Source organism: Pseudomonas eucalypticola (assembly GCF_013374995.1).
Lineage (GTDB): Bacteria > Pseudomonadota > Gammaproteobacteria > Pseudomonadales > Pseudomonadaceae > Aquipseudomonas > Aquipseudomonas eucalypticola.
In genome coordinates, this window is record NZ_CP056030.1 from 1,997,719 (window position 1) to 2,014,682 (window position 16,964).

Consider the following 16,964-nt stretch of genomic DNA (forward strand, 5'->3'; position numbering starts at 1 on the left):
CCAGAGCTTCGTGTTCGTGAGGCCATGGTGAACTTGTCCAGGCGGTCGCGGAACATGTGATTATCGATGGTCGCTATTGATATCGATGATGTCACTCGCCGCTTGGTTCCACTGGGCCAGCCTCGTCGGTCGATCAGCGGGGTGCGCTGCGCAGCGACGACGGGCCGCCACTCACTTCAATACGCTTGTTGCTGTCCACCAGCTTGCCGTTCTCGATGCTGTACAGCCCCAGTTGGTGCTCGACGTTGAACTGCACGATCACATGCTTGCCGTCGGCGCTGAAGACCACACCCTGTGACGAGTTGCCGTCGGCCACCTGGTTGACCTTCACGGCGTGGCCATCGCGAAGGGCAAACAGCGTCAAGGTGCCATGGGCCTTCACACCCGGGTTGTCGGGCAACAGGTTGGAGCCGTCGATGGACTGCGCGACGATCCACTTGCCATCGGGGGAAATGGCCACCCCTTCGGGCACCGAAGGCACGGTGAGCTGTTGCACGGCGCGGAACGGCGTTTTCGATACGTCGATCAGCGTCACGCTGTCGGCATCGCCCAACAGGCGGCCCTTGTAGTTGGCCAGGCCCGCCAGGCCCACGTTGCTCACCACGGCCCAATGGCCGTCGCTGGACACGTCGATGGTGTAGGGCGCCACCCCGGTGCTCACGCGGTCACCGCTGTCGGCCCAATGGCCGTCCACCAGGTTCAGCACTGCCACGCCCGATTCGTCCCGCAGCGATACCAACAGGTGCTGGCCGTCGTGGGTGAAGGCCGCACCGGCCAAGCGTTTGCCAGCGATGCCGATGCGGTCGAGCAGGGTGACCTTGTTACCTTCAACGCGCAGCGGGCGCACGCCGCCGTCAACGCAGGTCACCACCGCCCAGTGCCCACTGCGGTCGAACGCCACGGCCTGTGGGTGGCTGCCCAGCTCTATCCTGCTGACGGTGGCGGGCTTGGCGCTGAGGTCCACCACCTGCAGGAAGGTGTCCATCTGCAACTGCTGGGTGGCAGAGTCGTAGCGCGTCGGCGCGGCCACCAGCGCCAGCTTGCCGTCGGTGCTGATGGCGGCGGCCTGGGGTGGGCCCTGAATGCCGTTTTCGACTTCCACGGTCTGGTTGACCGTGGGCGGTAACACGCTGGCGTCCAGCACCGTGAGCGTGTCGGGCTTGGCGTTGTCGGGGTAGGTATCGCGACCCTGGACCCGCTGGTATTTGCCGTCGTTGGCGGAAACAACCCAGTCGGCGGCGCTCACCGATTGAGCGGCGAGCAGCATCAAGGCCAGGGCTGAAACCGGTTTCAGTACAGCGCGCAAAGAAAGCGTCGAAGGCACAGTGACATCCTTGAGAAAGGCAGGGTGGGAAGCTCGACACTATAGCCCAGGTGCCGCACGGCGGCACATGACAAAAGGCTCAGTCGAGCTTCCCCGCCCATCAATCGATACGCGGGTGCTGTTGCACCAGGTGCTCGCGCTTGGCCTGCAGTTCAGCGATCTGCGCGTCGATGTCTTCGATTTTCTGCTCGATGTTGTCGTGGTGCTCCTGCAACAACTCGCGCGCCTCTTCCAGGTCCGATGCCGCCGGTGCCGCGCCGCGCAGCGGCTTGTTGGCGGTTTCCTTCATCGACAGGCCGGTCGCCAGGCCAATCACCGCCATCACCATCAGGTAATAGGCCGGCATGTACAGGTTGTTGGTGGTTTCCACCAACCAGGCCGCCAGGGTCGGGGTCAGGCCGGCGACCAGTACCGAGATGTTGAAGGCACTGGCCAGGGCGCTATAGCGGATGTGCGTGGGGAACATCGCCGGCAGGGTCGAGGCCATCACGCCGATGAAGAAGTTGAGCAACACCGCCAATATCAGCAAGCCGGCGAAGATCAGCCCGGTGGTGCCGCTGATGATAAGCATGAAGGAAGGAATGGCCAGGAAGAACAGGCCGATGCTGCCACAGATGATGAAAGGGCGACGGCCCACCTTGTCGCTGATGAAGCCGAACAGCGGCTGCACGAACAGCATGCCCACCATGATCGCGATGATGATCAGCACGCCGCGGTTTTCTGAGTAGTGCAGGTTATGCGACAGGTAGCTGGGCATGTAGGTCAGCAGCATGTAGTAGGTGACGTTGGTCGCCACCACCACCCCGACGCACGTGATCAGGCTGCGCCAGTGCTGGGTCGCCACTTCCTTGAACGACACCTTGGGACCGGCCGCCAAGCCTTCGCGGTCACCCTGTTCGAGTTTCTCCACGTGTTGCTGGAACGCCGGGGTTTCTTCCAGGGCATTACGCAGATACAAGCCCAGGATGCCCAGGGGCAAGGCCAGGAAGAACGGCAGGCGCCAGCCCCACTCCTGGAACTTCTCTTCACCGATGACGCTGGAGATCAGCACCACCACGCCGGCACCCAGGACGAAACCGGCGATGGAACCGAAGTCCAGCCAGCTGCCCAGAAACCCGCGCTTGCGGTCCGGGGCGTACTCGGCGACGAAGATCGACGCGCCCGTGTATTCGCCGCCCACCGAGAAGCCCTGGGCCATCTTGGCCAGCAATAGCAAGATAGGCGCCCATATGCCGATGCTGGCATAGGAGGGAATCAGGCCGATGGCGAAGGTACTCAGCGACATGATGACAATGGTCGCCGCCAGCACCTTTTGCCGCCCCAGGCGGTCGCCCAGTGCCCCGAAGAACAGACCGCCCAGGGGGCGAATCAGGAAGGGTACCGAGAACGTCGCCAGCGCGGCGATCATCTGCACGCTGGGGTCGGCGCCGGGGAAGAATACCTTGCCCAGCACGTAGGCGACGAAGCCGTACACGCCGAAGTCGAACCACTCCATGGCGTTGCCCAGCGCGGCGGCGGTGATGGCTTTGCGCATCTTGGCGTCGTCGACAATGGTGATGTCTTTCAGACCAATGGGTTTGACCCGTTTTTTACGTAGTTTCATTCACGTTACTCTGTGACCAAGCTGAGGGTGCCCGCCGGGCGGGGCTCTATGGCATCAGATACCCGGGCACGCTAAATAATTCAGTTCAAACGAAATTTTATGGCCCATGGCCATGTCGTCAGTGCCAGCAGCCCCCGGTCGATCTTCGACTCCTTACTGTTACTTACCTGTAACAGCCCCGCGTCAAGCGCCCAGCGTCAACGCCGAGTCAAACTTCAGTGCCTCTCGCGCACTTTTCTATTTCCCAAAATATCAAGGCTGCCATAGGTTTGAGGGACAACAGTTTGTCCTGGGCAAGGTGTGCTGTTTTTTTGTCGGTCACTTGCAGCGGAAACTGAGGGGGGCGAGTTGTTGGCGCCAGACGATCGATATTCAAGCGAGCCCGCACGATGACTACACGTGATATCTACGACAAGCTGAACCCCGTCTTTGCAGACGTCTTTGATGAAGATGACCTGGTTATCACCCCGACGACGACCGCTGGCGATATTGACGGCTGGGACAGTCTCGCCCATATACGCCTGATGATGTCGGTTCAAAAGGCGTTCGACATAAAACTGTCCGCGAACGAAATAGGCACGCTTAACAATGTAGGCGACCTGGTGGCGATCATTACCCGTAAAAAGTATCCGGACGGGGACGCCGCTCATGCCTAATCAACTCAGCACGCTGCCTTGGCTGGTGCAGCCTCCGGCAGACTTTTCGGTTAAGTGTCGCGCCTTCACTGCTGACACTTCCGACCTCGGCCGCTTAGTCCAGGCATTGGCCAACTGTGCCATGGACGGCAACCATTTGCAGAAACTGGCCAACGCCATCAGGAAGCTGCAATCCGCGGGCGCATCGTTGCAACCCCTGACTGCGCTGCGCCTGGGCCTGCTGGGCAATGGCACCCAGGACTTCGTCGCCCCGGCCCTGGTGGCCAGTGCCGCGCGCCATGGCCTGGCGCTGGAAGTGGTGAAGGGCGAGTACGATCAGGTGCTGCAGGAAGCCATTGAAGAACATTCAGCCCTCAACGCGTTCCGCCCCCACGCCGTGCTGATCGCCGTGGACTACCGGGCGCTGCCGTGGCAACCGACACCGGGCGATGCGGGCACCGCCGCGGCCAACGTGGAAATGGCGTTCAACTACCTGCAGAGCGTGCGCGACGCCGTGCACCGCAACAGCGGAGGCCTGTGCATCGTACAAACCCTGGCGCCGCCGCCCGAGAGCCTGTTCGGCAGCTACGACCGCCGTGTACCAGGCACCCTGTTGTGGTTGGTGGAGGAACTGAACCGGCGGCTGGTCGCCGCGCTGGCCAACAGTGAAGACCTGCTGTTCGACGTGGCCCACCTGGCGGCCTTGGCAGGGCTGGACGCCTGGCATTCCCCGGCCGAGTGGAACATGGCCAAGCTGCCGTTCGCCAGCGAGTTCCTGCCGCTGTACGCCGAGCACATGGTGCGCATCCTCGCAGCGCTGCGGGGGCGCAGCCGGCGTTGCCTGATCCTGGATCTGGACAACACGGTGTGGGGCGGCGTCATCGGTGACGACGGCCTGGAAGGGATCCGTGTCGCCCAAGGGGACGCGGTGGGTGAAGCCCACTTGGCGGTGCAGCGCATGGCCCTGGCGCTGCGCGAGCGCGGCATCGTGCTGGCGGTGTCGTCGAAAAACACCGATGAGGTGGCCCGCAAGCCGTTCCAGGAGCACCCCGAGATGCTGCTGCGCGAAGACCACTTCGCCGTGTTCCAGGCCAACTGGCAGGACAAGGCCACCAACATCAAGGCCATCGCCGAGGAATTGGCCCTGGGCCTGGACGCCATGGTGTTCCTGGACGACAACCCCGTGGAGCGCGGCCTGATCCGCCAGATCCTGCCCCAGGTGGCCGTGCCTGAACTGAACGAAGACCCGGCGTCCTACGCCCGCACCCTGGCGGCTGCCGGTTACTTCGAGACCGTGGTGTTTTCCGAGGAAGACCGCCAGCGCGCCGCGCTGTACCAGGAAAATGCCCGGCGCATCACCCTGCAACAGCAAGCGGGCGACGTGGGCGCTTACCTGGCCTCGCTGGACATGGAAATCGTGTTCAAGCCGTTCGACGCCACCGGCCGTTCGCGCATCGTGCAACTGATCAACAAGTCCAACCAGTACAACCTCACCACCCGCCGCTATACCGAAGCCGACGTGCTGGCGGTGGAGAACGACCCTGCTCAGTTCAGCCTGCAAGTGCGGCTTATCGATCGTTTCGGCGACAACGGCATGATCAGCGTGGTCATCTGCAAGCCCTCGGCGCCTGGCACCTGGACCCTCGACACCTGGCTCATGAGTTGCCGGGTATTGGGCCGCCAGGTGGAGGACAGCGTGCTGTGCGAGATCCTGGCTCAGGCGCGCCAGCGAGGCATCACCCGCTTGGTGGGTGAATACATCCCCAGCGAACGCAACACCATGGTGCACAAGCATTACCAGAAATTGGGCTTCGAGCAGACCGGGGAGGGGCCCGATGGCACCACCTTCTGGGCCCTCGACACCCAGGTCGAGAAATCGGCGCCGCTGATGCGCGTCAGGCACGAATGACCCCACCCTTTCACACAGGCAGCGCACGCCGATGGACAACACGACTGACGACGGTGCCCGCACCGTGCTTGCGAAACGCGATTTGCTGATCATCCCGCTGATTGTGGTGCTGACACTCGCCTGCCTGTTGGGGGCGAGTGAAATGCTCGCGCGGTATTTCTACCCGGCCCAGCCGCTGGATGCCTGCCAGGTGCCGGATGACACCATGGGCACGCGCTTCAAGGCCGGGTGCACCTCTACCACCAAGGCCCCCGAGGGGCCCTGGGTCACCAACCACTACAACGAATGCGGGTTTCGCTCGGCCGCTTCCTGTGCGCTGAAACCGCCTGGCAGCCTGCGCGTGGTGGCGTTCGGGTCTTCGTTGACCCAAGGCTACCTGGTGCCCGACGAGCAGTCGTACCCCGAGCGGGTAGGCACTGCACTGGGTGCCATCTGCCACCGCCCGGTGGACGTGCAGAACGTCGCCAGCATCGGTTACAACTGGAGCCGCGCTCAGCTCAATTTCGACGAGGCGATCAAACTGTCACCCGACGTCCTCATCACCAGCATCGTGCCCTTCGACCTCGAGCGCGACCCAGACAGTTTCGCCCCGGCGGCCGCGCCCTCGGCGCCCGCAACCCCTGCGCCACCGCCGCCATTGCTCAACCGCCTGTACGTCGCCATCAAGGAGCAAGCCCGCTCGGCCTATGTGGCGCAGTATTTCTACTTCAAGAACGCCCAGGCGTTCACCGACCTTTACCTGCACTACGGCGAAAAGGCCAACTTCCTGCGCACGCCGTTCTCGCCGTTCTGGCAGACGCGCCTGGACAGCTACGAGAAACTCCTGGCCGACATGGCCCGCCAGGCCCAGGCTGCCCAGGTGCCGCTGGTGCTGGTGTACGTGCCGCAACGGGCCCAGGTCGCGCTGATCAGCGGCACCCCCGCGCCCGAAGGCGTCGACCCTTGGGCGTTCAGCAAGGCCATCGGCGACATCGCCCGGCGTCACGGCATCCTCTACGTCAACACCAGTGACGATTTCAGCCGCCTGAAAAATGCCGCCGACCTGTATTACCCCGTCGATGGCCACCCCTCCGGTGCGGGCCACGCGGTGATCGCCGACGCCGTGATTTCCCGCCTGTCCACCCTCAGCGACACGCCGTTGGGCAGTTGCACCGCCCTGGTCGCCCACGCCGCCCTGTCCCAGAGGACCACGCCATGAACGTGCCGTCATTCGAGTTTCTGGCGTTCGCTGCCGTCGCCGCGCTGGTGTTCAACCTGTTCCGCCAGGCGGGCTGGCGGCAGGCAGTGCTGCTGGCCACCAACCTGATCTTCTTCGCCAGCCTGGTGCACGGCGTGGTGGCGTGCCTGCCATTTCTGCTGTTCCTGACGGTGGGCTATGGCCTGATGCGCCTTGCTCAACGCACGGCCGCAGGTGACGGCCGGCTGCTGTTCGGCACCTCGGTGGTGGTGCTGATTCTGCTGTTCGCCTGGTTGAAGCAATACGGTTTCTTTCCGGCCCAGGTGTTCCTGGACTTTCCCTACGCCACCATTGGCCTGTCATACGTGTTCTTCCGGGTGCTGCACCTGGTCATCGACGCCCGCGGCGGTGCGCTGCCGGCCATCACCCCGCTGGCCTACATCAACTACACGCTGAACTTCACGGCGCTGATTTCCGGCCCCATCCAGCGTTACCCCGATTACCAGGAACAAGCCAAGCGCATGGCGCGGCCACACCTGGTGGGCGCGGGGCGGGCGCTGGAGCGCATCGCCGTGGGCTTCTTCAAGGTGTTTCTGTTGTCCCATGTGTTCCATGACCTGCAACTGCAAGCCCTGGGGGCATTGCCCGGGGCGGTGGGCACCGGGGCGCTGGTGACCCAAGGGTTGATCATCGCAGCCAGTTACCCGCTATTTCTCTACTGCAATTTTTCCGGCTACACCGACGTGGTCATCGGCGTCGGCTACTTCTTCGGCTTGCGCCTGCCGGAGAACTTCAATAACCCCTTCATTGCCGAGAACTTCATCAACTTCTGGGGCCGTTGGCACATGTCGTTGTCCAACTGGCTGAAGACCTATGTCTACAACACGCTGTTGATGAGGTTGATGGAGCGCTTCCCCAGCCGGGCCGTCGAACCTTTCCTGGGGGTGGTGGCGTTTTTCGTGACCTTTTTCCTCGTGGGCATCTGGCATGGGCAGACCTCTGAATTCGTCATGTTCGGCCTGCTCCAGGGCGGTGGCGTGGCAGTGAACAAGCTGTACCAGATCCAGATGGCCCTGCGCCTGGGCAAGAAGCCGTACAAGGCCCTGTGTGCCAACCCGGTGTACCTGATCGCCTCGCGGGGGCTGACGTTCACCTGGTTCGCCTTCACGCTGTTCTGGTTCTGGTCCACCTGGGGGCAGATCGAGGCCTACTACGCCTCCCTGGGCTGGCTGGGGTCGTTGCTGGTATGGGGCTGCCTCTGGGTGGGTGCCGCCGTGGTGATCGAAGGCGTTCGCCGGGCCTGGGCCCTGCTGTTGCGCCTCAAGGCCGGCGACGCACCGCTGGCGCTGTCGCGCTACACCCGCACCGTGGGCTTCACCGTCATCGCCACCCTGACCACCGTGTTCATTTTGCTGGCCAACTCACCGGCACCGGACATCGTCTACAAAACTTTCTAGGACAGCAGCAGCCCCAAGGCCCATGGGGCAGGGAGCTCAACGCAGCAGCGGGCCAATGACCTCGGCGGCGAGCCTGGCCTGCCGGGCCTGGCCTTCGGCGGTGAGGTGCACGCGGTCGGCGGCGAAAAGCGGTGGTGGGTAGTCGCCTGTCTGCTGGTTGAAGGCGGGCACGCTGGCCCAGTCGATCACCGCGTCGCAGCCCGCCAGGGGCTGGCGCAACGCGGCGTTCACCTGGGCGATGGCGTGGTTGGTGACCGCCGGGGCATTGCGCAATACGTTGGCGACACACACGGCCTTGGCGCCGGCCATGTGCGCCAGCACCGCGCCGCGCTGGTAGGTGGCGATGATCTCGTTGGCGCTCTGGCCGTAGAGCTGGTCGTTGTAGCCGCCCTGCAGAATCACGATCTTGTGCGCCGCGGTCGAGGCCAGCAGGTTGGGCTGTGCGTATTGCTTCCATTGCTCGATGGCCGTGGCCAGGCGGCCACCGTAACGGGCACCATTGACCAACTGCACGTCGCTGCGGCCCAGCAGCGTGATCATCTGGTGCGGCCAGCCTTGCTGGAAGGGCGCGCCGCTGCCATCGGAGTGGCTGTCACCCAACACCACGATGACCCCCTGGGTAGGGGGCGTCAGCCCGAAGCTGCCTTGCAGGGATGCCCCCAGCGCGGCGCGGGTAGCGGCGTCCAGCGGCCACGGCACGATGATCGCCGCCGACAGGTTCACCAGCCCCGAGCGCCCCTCGCCACTGAGCCCCAGGCTGCCGCCGCTCAACGGGCTGTCATTACCGCCGACAGCGGTGCTGGTCGTGCCGAGCATGTCGATGACTTTGCCATGGGCGTCCGCCGTGCAGACGATCACGGCGGGCGTTTCCGTGGGCACCACCGCCGCGTAGGCGTTGTCGCCGGCGCCGTCGCAGGCGGTGGGTTGCGCGCTGTAATGGCCGAACTCCAGGCCAGCGTTCTTGCCGGCGATATCCCCCACTGCGACAAAAGCGGCGGGCGCGAAGACCGAGGTGGCCGCGCCAATCACCGCCAGGGTGAAATGGTTGGCCTGCAGCGCCACGCCAGTGGGCAAGTCCAGAAAAGTATTAGCCGGGTCCCAGTCGCCCGCACCACCATGGGCATCGAACACCACGGCACGGCTGTTGCCGTGCACGCGGTCGGCGGTGAGGGTGGGGCGCTGCTGGGCATCGGGCTGCACCGCATCGTTACCGCCGCCGCCCTGGTCATGCCACCGGGACACGCGGGGCGTGACACCGGCGTCGAAGGTGGTGTAACTGCGCAGGGTTTGCGCCGGCACGGTGAAGCGGTCCAGGGCAGCGGTATCCAGCCCGCCGTCTGTTAGCAAACCGATGGACAACGCCGCCTGCGTATCGGAACGCTGCACCGTCAGTGCCGGCCCGGTATAGCACTCGGTTAGCTGGCGCGTGCCGTAGCCGGTCGGTGCCAGCCAGGTCAGGGAAAACGTCGCGCCGCTGCCCTCGGCCGATTGCGCCGCCAGCGGGCCGTCCGGCGCGCAGGCATGCATCTGCGGCTGCGCCACCTGCACCTGCGCCACGCCGGCGTCGGCACTGACGTGCGTCACGGTAAGCGTCACCCCGCCGGGCAGGGTGAGGGTGTCATTCACGCGATAACCCGTGCCGCCGGCCACCGGGCTGGCGGCCGTGACATACAACCCGATGACATCCAGCGGCAGTGGCGTGGCGCCCAGTGTGCCCAGGGCGCCGAGCAGCGTAATCACCTGTGGAGCCTTGAATGGACACGCCATGGCCACCTCCCGGTCGGCTGGTTCGGCTGATGTGTGGCAGCTCGCAACAAAGCGTTGCGAAAGAGAGGCCCGGCGTCGTTGCCCTGGGGCCAGGGTGGCCAATAGGCCTACTGACTATAGCCGGCATCAGGCGGATGCCCAGGCCGACCGCCACGATCGCGCTTTGATACCTTGATTTCGTGCTGATGCGAGCGTGTTAAGATGGCCGTCCTGCCGGCACGGGCCCGGTTATCGAGGGGCACGGGGTGTTCGAAAAAAGGCCTTCAATTCGTGAAATCGCCGAGCTGGCGGGTGTCGGTGTCGCTACCGTCGACCGCGTGCTGAGCGATCGGGCCAAGGTGTCCCATGCCACCACCATGAAAGTACTGGGCGCATTGCGCACGCTGGGTGTCGGCCAGCGCCTGCCTTCCGGCGCCCGCCATCTGTTTCGCTTCGAAGTGTTCATGTCCCTGAGTGACGAGACCTTCTTCGCCCGCTACCAGGCTGCGTTCCAGGCCTGCGCCAAGGCACAGGGCGTTCAGGTGCGCTTGCGCCGCTTCGACTCGGCGGCGGGCAGCGACGCCCTGTTCCAGGCACTCCAGGGGTTGGAGGGGCGCTGCCACGGCCTGGCGCTGATTGTCGAGGACAACCCCACCCTGCGCCAGTATTGCCAGCGGCTGCGGCTGCAGGGCAAGGCGGCGGTGTTCATGACCAGCGCAGTGGCCAGCCAGGGCTGGGCCTACGCCGGCATCGACAACGAAGCCGCGGGGCGTACGGCAGGCTATCTGCTCGGTGGTTTTCTGGCTGGCACGGGGCGGGTGCTGCTGGTGACCCACCATATGCTGTTCCAATCGCACCGCCAGCGCATCCAGGGGTTTCGCGCGGTGTGCCAGGCACGCTTTCCCGGCATCGAGATCGTCGGCCCCGTGGAGTGCAGTGACACCGACGACCACGCCCACGCGGTGGTGACTGAATGCCTGCAGGGGGTGGGGCCTGTCGATGGCATCTACCACACCGGCGCGGGCAACGACGGCATCGCCCGTGCCGTCCAGGGCCACCCGGTGAAGGGCTGGATCGGCCACGAGATAACGCCGGCCAATGCCCGGCTGCTGCAGGAAGGAAAAATATCGGCGCTCATCGACCAGAATCCCGAGTTGCAGGCCAAGGTCTGCATTCAGGTGATGCTCCACCAATTGGGCGCCATCGATTCCTCGCCCCGCAGCACCGTACCGTTTTCCATCGTCACGCCGGAAAACCTCGACAATGTGCTGAGCGTCGACGCCCTCTAGGCGAGCCACGGCCGCGAAAAGGCAGAAGCCCGCGCAAGGCGGGCTTCCTGAGTAGTGGTCGGGGAGACAGGATTCGAACCTGCGGCCTTCTCGTCCCGAACGAGACGCGCTACCTGGCTGCGCTACACCCCGATGCCGAAAATTCTATGCAAAACCCTCGGCTCTCGGCAAGCCCCGCGAATGGGCGGGGCGGGCCTGAATCAGAACGCTTTATCAGAGCTCCTTGACGGTACGAACCTGATCCTTGTTGATGCGGGTTTCCTTGCCATCCAGCTGCTTGATTTCGTAGAAACCCGAATCTTCATCGTATTTAGGCGTGTCCACCGCCTGGATCTCGCGCCCGTCGTTGAGGGTGATGACCGTAGGCGTGGAGCAACCCGCCAGGGCGGCCAGGCCCATGGCCAGAAGCAGAGCGGGAAGGGTCCGGTTAGTCATTTTCTAATTCTCCAAAGGGGGACGATTGATCCATGTACAGCTTTTGAGACGTTTGTACCGGATACGAGTTCCGTTTTTTTGACAGTCTTTATTCCCCCAGCAAGTGCAGGGTGTTGAGGTTGGCCAGGCGCGGGTCTTCGGGCGAGCATTGCAGCGCCTGCGCGCCCAGGGTCAGCATGACCTGGCGCGGGCTGCGTTCGCCAGCCTGCCAGGCGTGTTCGAATGCCGCCGCATGGGCCACGGGGATCACGCACAGCAGGGGTTCCCAGTGCAGGCCTTGGCGCACCATCAGGGGCTGGTCCGGGTGGCGGTAGGCGGCCTGGAGCATCGCGGTCAACAGTGCGTGGTCGATGCCCGGCACATCGCAGGGCAGTACCAGCATGTGGCGGTGGCGGGCCTGCGCCAGGCCTGCGCGGATCCCGGCCAGGGGGCCGGGGAAGTCGTCGCTGTCGTCGCTCACCAGGTGGTCGGCATAAGGGGCATAACGGGCCTGGTTGCGGTTGCAGGAGACGATCAGGTCATCGCCCAGGCCACGTACCTGGCGGTGCAGGTGGGCGATCAGCGGTTCGCCGCGCCAGGGCAGCAACCCCTTGTCGCGGCCGCCCATTCGCTGGCCACGGCCACCGGCCAGCAGCAGGACGGAACAGGCGGGCAGGGCGGCATCGGGCATGGCAGGTCTCGGTCTTCAGATCAGGGCTGCTGTGATATAACACTGCCTATTCATACACACAACCGGACGAGCCCTGATGAAAGCCAAGGCTGATGTACCTTTTGTGCCGCTCAATATCGCGGTGCTGACTGTCAGTGATACCCGTACCCTGGAGACCGACACCTCCGGGCAGATGTTCGTCGACCGCCTGACCGCCGCCGGCCACCTGCTGGCCGAGCGCGTGTTGCTCAAGGACGACCTCTACAAGATCCGCGCGAAAGTGGCTCACTGGATCGCCGAAGACGTGGTGCAGGTGGTGTTGATCACCGGCGGCACCGGGTTTACCGGCCGCGACAGCACGCCTGAAGCCGTGTCCTGCCTGTTGGACAAGCAAGTGGATGGCTTTGGCGAACTGTTCCGCCAGATCAGCGTGCCCGACATCGGCACCTCCACCGTGCAGTCGCGCGCCCTGGCGGGGCTGGCCAACGGCACCCTGGTGTGCTGCCTGCCGGGTTCGACCAACGCCGTGCGCACCGGTTGGGACGGTATCCTCGCCGAGCAGTTGGACGTGCGTCACCGGCCCTGCAATTTCGTCCCGCACCTGAAGCAGGCCGAGCCCTGCCAGTCCCGTGGCTGAGCTGGGCGCGGCCACGCCGCTGATGCCGCTGGAACAGGCCCTGGAGCGCCTGCTGGCCCTGGCCGACCAGGCGCCGCTGGAAGGCACCGAGCGGGTGGCCCTGGCCGACGCTGACGGCCGGGTCCTGGCCCAGGCGCTGGTGTCCACGCTTGACCTGCCGCCCTGGTCCAACAGCGCCATGGACGGTTACGCCTTGCGCCTGGCCGACTGGGCCGGTGAGCCGCTGGTGGTCAGCCAGCGCATCCAGGCGGGCCAGGCCCCCCTGCCATTGGCCGCGGGCACCTGCGCGCGCATCTTCACCGGCGCCCCCGTGCCGGCGGGTGCTGACTGCGTGGAAATGCAGGAAAACGCCGAGGTACTGAGCGACGGCCGCGTGCGCTTTACCGAGCGCCTCAGCCTGAACCAGAACATCCGCCCTCAGGGGCAGGAAACGCGCATCGGCGAGCAAGTGCTGCCTGCCGGTACCCGCCTGGGGCCGATCGAGCTGGGCCTGGCGGCCTCCCTGGGGCATGCCACGCTTGAGGTGGTGCGCAAGCCGCGCGTGGCCGTGTTGTCCACCGGTGATGAACTGGTGGACCCCGGCCAGCCGCTGGGCCCGGGGCAGATCTACAACAGCAACCGGCGCCTGCTGGTCAGTTGGTTGCAGCGCCTGGGGTGCGAGGTGATCGATGCCGGCATCCTGCCCGACGACCTGGCCAAGACGCGCGCGCGCCTGGCCGAGCTGGGCCAGGCCGACCTGATCCTGTCCACGGGCGGCGTGTCGGTGGGCGAGGCGGATTTCCTCGGGGTGGCGTTGCGCGAAGAAGGCGAACTGGCCTTGTGGAAACTGGCCATCAAGCCCGGCAAGCCGCTGACCTTCGGGCACTTTCGCGGCACCGCGGTCATCGGCCTGCCCGGTAACCCTGCCTCCACCCTGGTCACCTTCGCGCTGCTCGCCCGGCCCTACCTGTTGCGCCGCCTGGGCGTGGCCGACGTCGCGCCGCTGGCGATCGAGGTGCCGGTGGCGTTCACCTGGGGCAAGCCGGGCAACCGTCGCGAGTACCTGCGTGGCCGCCTGGAAAACGGCCGGGCAGTGATCTACCCCAACCAGAGTTCTGGCGTGCTGCGCAGTGCCGCCTGGGCCGAAGGCCTGGTGGAAGTGCTGGAAGGCCGGACCCTGGCGGAGGGCGACCGGGTGCGCTTTATCCCGCTCAGCGAATTGCTTCGCTGAATATTTTGTTACTGAAAAGGCGGCGGTGTGCGCTAGTCTTCCAGCTGGTGTGATGCAACCTGGGAACCGCTGCCGGTCGGCGTCGCCGAACCGGCAGCGGTCGAGATCAAAGGACTTGGCAACGTGGGGATCGAGCCATGACGACTTTGAAAGTGGCATGCGTGGTCCCAACCTATAACGGTCGCGCGGATCTGCAGCGCCTGCTGGACTCGCTGGGCAACCAGACGATGGATTTTGACACCCTGATCGTGGACTCCACGTCCAGCGATGGCAGCGACGTACTGGGGCGCGAGTGCGCCGACCATTTCGTGCAGATTCCCAGCCGTGAGTTCAACCACGGCGGAACGCGCCAGCGCATGGTCGACCTGTATCCCGACTACGACGTGTACGTGTACATGACCCAGGACGCCTACCTGGAAGACCCTGACGCGATGGCGCGCATCGTCGCGCCGTTCGCCGACGAGACCGTGGGTGCGGTCTGCGGCCGGCAACTGGCGCACAAGGACGCCACGCTGCTGTCCCAGCATGCCCGCCTGTTCAACTACCCAGCCACCTCACAGCTCAAGAGCCTGGCCGACGCCGGGCGCCTGGGCATCAAGACCTGCTTCATGTCCAACTCCTTCGCCGCCTACCGGCGCCGGGCGTTGATGCAGGTCGGTGGCTTCCCCTTGCACGTCATCCTGTCCGAGGACATGTACGTCGCCGCGCGCATGCTCCTGGCCGGGTGGAAGACTGCCTACGCCGGCGATGCCCGCTGCCGTCACTCACACAACTACACCCTGGCCGAGGAATTTCGCCGTTACTTCGACATTGGCGTGTTCCAGGCCCGCGAAGCCTGGATCCGCGAACAATTCGGAGGCGCAGGGGGGAAGGGTTGCGCTATGTGAAGTCGGAACTGAAGTTTCTCGGCCTGCGCCGGTTCTGGCTGTGGCCCGGGTCTTTTCTGCGCAATGCCCTGAAGCTGGTCGCCTACAAATTCAGCCAGCAGGAGCAGCGCTTGCCGATGAAGTGGAAGAAGCGGTTGGGGATGCACAAGCGGTATTGGGACAGCCCCTATGCCTGAAGGCGCGCCGGGCGCCCGGCGCCGCGACCTCGTTCATCCTTTCCAGCCCGACCCACGGATCACCTGGCAGAAATTGCCACGCACGAAGGCCGGGTCCTTGTCGGCCAGCACATCGGCCTTGACGTTGCCAAACGTCGTCTCGGGCTTGTGCTTGATGCCGTCGTAGAACGCCTGAATGATGTCCTCCTTGAACTGCGCGCTGCGCGGGTGGGCGGCGACGATGGCGTCGCGTTCGGCCTTGCTGTACTGCGGGTAGGTCAGCCCCAGCACGTCCATCTCCACGCCAGCGGTCACCAGCGCCACCACCGGGTGCATGTGCTGGGGAATGCCCGGCGTGGTGTGCAGGGCGATGGCGGTCCAGACGGTGTCGATGTCGTGCTGGTCGATGTGGTGGCCCTTGAGAAAGTCCCGGGCGGCGTTGGCGCCGTCCACTTCGAAGCGCTCGCAGGCGCTGCTGCACCGGTGGGTCAGGCCCATGTCATGGAACATGCAACCGGCGTACAGCAGCTCGGCATCGAAGGCCAGCCCGCGCTTGCGGCCGGCGAGGGCGCCGAAGTAATACACCCGGCTGGAGTGGTGAAACAGCAGCTCCGATTCCGTGTCGCGCACCAGTTCGGTGATTTCGCGGGCCATGGCGGTGTCGGGGATGCGGATGTCGTCGAGGGTGAAGGTCATGACAGGTGCCTGCGCTGTGAGTGGGTAAGCCCAGTATCCGGTCGTCCGGCGATGGCCTCAATTGGCGCAATACGTCATATACTGCCATTTTCCTTCCCAAGCGGACGCCACCATGACGCACGTACGCACCATCGCCGTGGTCGCCTTGCCCAACGTGCAACTGCTCGATGTCAGCGGCCCGCTGGACGTGTTCGCCGAAGCCAACCGCGAGGCCGGCTGCGAGCGCTATAGGCTGCTGCTGGTGGGCTGCGGCAGCGGCCCGGTAACCAGCTCATCAGGCACCCGGCTGTTGCCCGAGACCCATACCGGCCACGCCTTGGCCGGTATCGACACCCTGCTGGTGGCCGGCGCGCCCAACGCGCCCCAGGCGCGCTTCAGCCAGGCGCTGCTGGACTGGCTGCGCCTGCACGCACCCCAGGCGCGGCGCTTCGGCTCGGTGTGCACCGGGGCGTTCGCGCTGGCAGCGGCGGGGCTGCTGGATGGCCGCCGGGTCACCACCCACTGGGTGGCGGCCGAGGCGCTGGCCAGCCGCTACCCGCAGGTGCAAGTGGACGCTGACGCCATCCACGTGCGCGACGGCAAGTTGCGCACGGCCGCCGGGGTGACGGCCGGCCTGGACCTGGCGTTGGCCCTGGTGGAGGAAGACCTGGGCGAGGACATCGCCCGGCGCGTGGCCAGCCAGCTGGTGATGTTTTTCAAGCGCCCCGGCGGCCAGTTGCAGTTCAGCCGCAAGGGCGAATCGCTGCCGGCCGGGCGCTCGGCGTTGCAAGAGGTGCAGCGCTATGTGGCCGCGCACCCGGCCGAGGACCACAGCATCAAGGCCCTGGCTGCACGCGCCGGCCTCAGCCCGCGGCACTTCGCCCGGCTGTTCCATCAGGAGGTCGGTGAAACGCCGGCCAGTTGGGTCGAGCAGGCCCGCATACAGGCCGCCCGCGAACGCCTGGAACAGGGTCATGAAACCCCCAAACAGGTGGCAGCCCACTGCGGCTTCGCCAACGCCGACACCCTGCGCCGCGCCTTCAGCAAGGCCGTGGGCGTGAGCCCCGCCGAATACCGCAAGCGCTTCGCCGGCCGTGGTGGAAACGTTTGATCGTCGTGGGGGCCTCGGGATTTTGTGTGATACGCAGCCGCAGCCTATGATGATGCACTTCCCAC

14 protein-coding genes, 1 tRNA gene and 1 pseudogene are annotated in these 16,964 nt (G+C 65.2%); 9 read left to right on the forward strand and 7 right to left on the reverse strand.

Annotated elements, in window-relative coordinates:
- Positions 1-133 precede the first annotated feature (133 nt).
- Together HWQ56_RS09270 and proP are read right to left on the reverse strand one after the other, a co-directional pair.
- Positions 134-1,324, reverse strand: a complete 1,191-nt coding sequence (locus HWQ56_RS09270) for a YncE family protein (protein ID WP_209008705.1) — start codon at positions 1,322-1,324, stop codon at positions 134-136.
- Positions 1,325-1,424: 100 nt separating this feature from the next.
- Positions 1,425-2,927 (reverse strand): glycine betaine/L-proline transporter ProP, encoded by a 1,503-nt coding sequence (gene proP, locus HWQ56_RS09275; protein WP_158158339.1) that lies wholly within the window; start codon positions 2,925-2,927, stop codon positions 1,425-1,427.
- 389 nt (positions 2,928-3,316) lie between these two features.
- On the opposite strand from proP, the gene HWQ56_RS09280 reads away from it, so the two are divergent.
- From HWQ56_RS09280 to HWQ56_RS09295, 4 genes are read left to right on the forward strand one after another with little or no spacing between them, the layout of a single operon-like run.
- A complete protein-coding gene (locus HWQ56_RS09280) occupies positions 3,317-3,583 on the forward strand; it encodes an acyl carrier protein (protein ID WP_176570270.1) in 267 nt (88 codons plus the stop codon).
- The gene (locus HWQ56_RS09285; protein ID WP_176570271.1) at positions 3,576-5,471 is read left to right on the forward strand and encodes an HAD-IIIC family phosphatase; all 1,896 of its coding nucleotides are present in this window, start codon (positions 3,576-3,578) and stop codon (positions 5,469-5,471) included. The genes HWQ56_RS09280 and HWQ56_RS09285 overlap by 8 nt, the downstream gene beginning before the upstream one ends.
- A 31-nt stretch (positions 5,472-5,502) precedes the next feature.
- Entirely contained in the window at positions 5,503-6,669 is a 1,167-nt protein-coding gene (locus HWQ56_RS09290; protein ID WP_176570272.1) for an SGNH/GDSL hydrolase family protein, read from the forward strand.
- A complete protein-coding gene (locus HWQ56_RS09295; RefSeq protein WP_176570273.1) occupies positions 6,666-8,105 on the forward strand; it encodes an MBOAT family O-acyltransferase in 1,440 nt (479 codons plus the stop codon). The genes HWQ56_RS09290 and HWQ56_RS09295 overlap by 4 nt, the downstream gene beginning before the upstream one ends.
- A gap of 36 nt (positions 8,106-8,141) precedes the next feature.
- Here HWQ56_RS09295 and HWQ56_RS09300 read toward each other — a convergent pair whose 3' ends face one another.
- Positions 8,142-9,872 carry an SGNH/GDSL hydrolase family protein gene (locus HWQ56_RS09300; protein ID WP_176570274.1) on the reverse strand — a complete coding sequence of 577 codons (1,731 nt, stop codon included), beginning with the start codon at positions 9,870-9,872 and terminating at the stop codon, positions 8,142-8,144.
- A gap of 245 nt (positions 9,873-10,117) precedes the next feature.
- On the opposite strand from HWQ56_RS09300, the gene HWQ56_RS09305 reads away from it, so the two are divergent.
- A complete protein-coding gene (locus HWQ56_RS09305) occupies positions 10,118-11,140 on the forward strand; it encodes a LacI family DNA-binding transcriptional regulator (protein WP_176570275.1) in 1,023 nt (340 codons plus the stop codon).
- Between the two features lie 55 nt (positions 11,141-11,195).
- Here HWQ56_RS09305 and HWQ56_RS09310 read toward each other — a convergent pair.
- The 3 genes from HWQ56_RS09310 to mobA form a co-directional block, all read right to left on the reverse strand.
- Positions 11,196-11,272: transfer RNA gene (locus tag HWQ56_RS09310), tRNA-Pro, on the reverse strand.
- Positions 11,273-11,353: 81 nt separating this feature from the next.
- Positions 11,354-11,575, reverse strand: a complete 222-nt coding sequence (locus HWQ56_RS09315; RefSeq protein ID WP_158158346.1) for a YgdI/YgdR family lipoprotein — start codon at positions 11,573-11,575, stop codon at positions 11,354-11,356.
- Positions 11,576-11,663: 88 nt separating this feature from the next.
- On the reverse strand, positions 11,664-12,245 hold the full coding sequence (gene mobA / locus HWQ56_RS09320) for a molybdenum cofactor guanylyltransferase MobA (RefSeq protein WP_176570276.1): 582 nt from the start codon (positions 12,243-12,245) through the stop codon (positions 11,664-11,666).
- A 76-nt stretch (positions 12,246-12,321) separates the two neighbouring features.
- Between mobA and moaB the strand changes: the two genes are divergently transcribed.
- From moaB to HWQ56_RS09335, 3 genes and pseudogenes are all read left to right on the forward strand, one after another.
- Positions 12,322-12,861 (forward strand): molybdenum cofactor biosynthesis protein B, encoded by a 540-nt coding sequence (moaB, locus tag HWQ56_RS09325; protein WP_158158348.1) that lies wholly within the window; start codon positions 12,322-12,324, stop codon positions 12,859-12,861.
- 22 nt (positions 12,862-12,883) lie between these two features.
- A complete protein-coding gene (locus HWQ56_RS09330) occupies positions 12,884-14,071 on the forward strand; it encodes a molybdopterin molybdotransferase MoeA (RefSeq protein WP_158158359.1) in 1,188 nt (395 codons plus the stop codon).
- Between the two features lie 137 nt (positions 14,072-14,208).
- Positions 14,209-15,134 (forward strand): annotated as a pseudogene (locus tag HWQ56_RS09335) (glycosyltransferase family 2 protein).
- A gap of 33 nt (positions 15,135-15,167) precedes the next feature.
- Here HWQ56_RS09335 and HWQ56_RS09340 read toward each other — a convergent pair.
- Positions 15,168-15,809: an HD domain-containing protein gene (locus HWQ56_RS09340; protein WP_158158350.1), complete on the reverse strand. Its 642-nt coding sequence runs from the start codon at positions 15,807-15,809 to the stop codon at positions 15,168-15,170.
- A 112-nt stretch (positions 15,810-15,921) separates the two neighbouring features.
- Between HWQ56_RS09340 and HWQ56_RS09345 the strand changes: the two genes are divergently transcribed.
- A complete protein-coding gene (locus HWQ56_RS09345; RefSeq protein WP_176570277.1) occupies positions 15,922-16,899 on the forward strand; it encodes a GlxA family transcriptional regulator in 978 nt (325 codons plus the stop codon).
- The last annotated feature ends 65 nt before the right edge of the window (positions 16,900-16,964 follow it).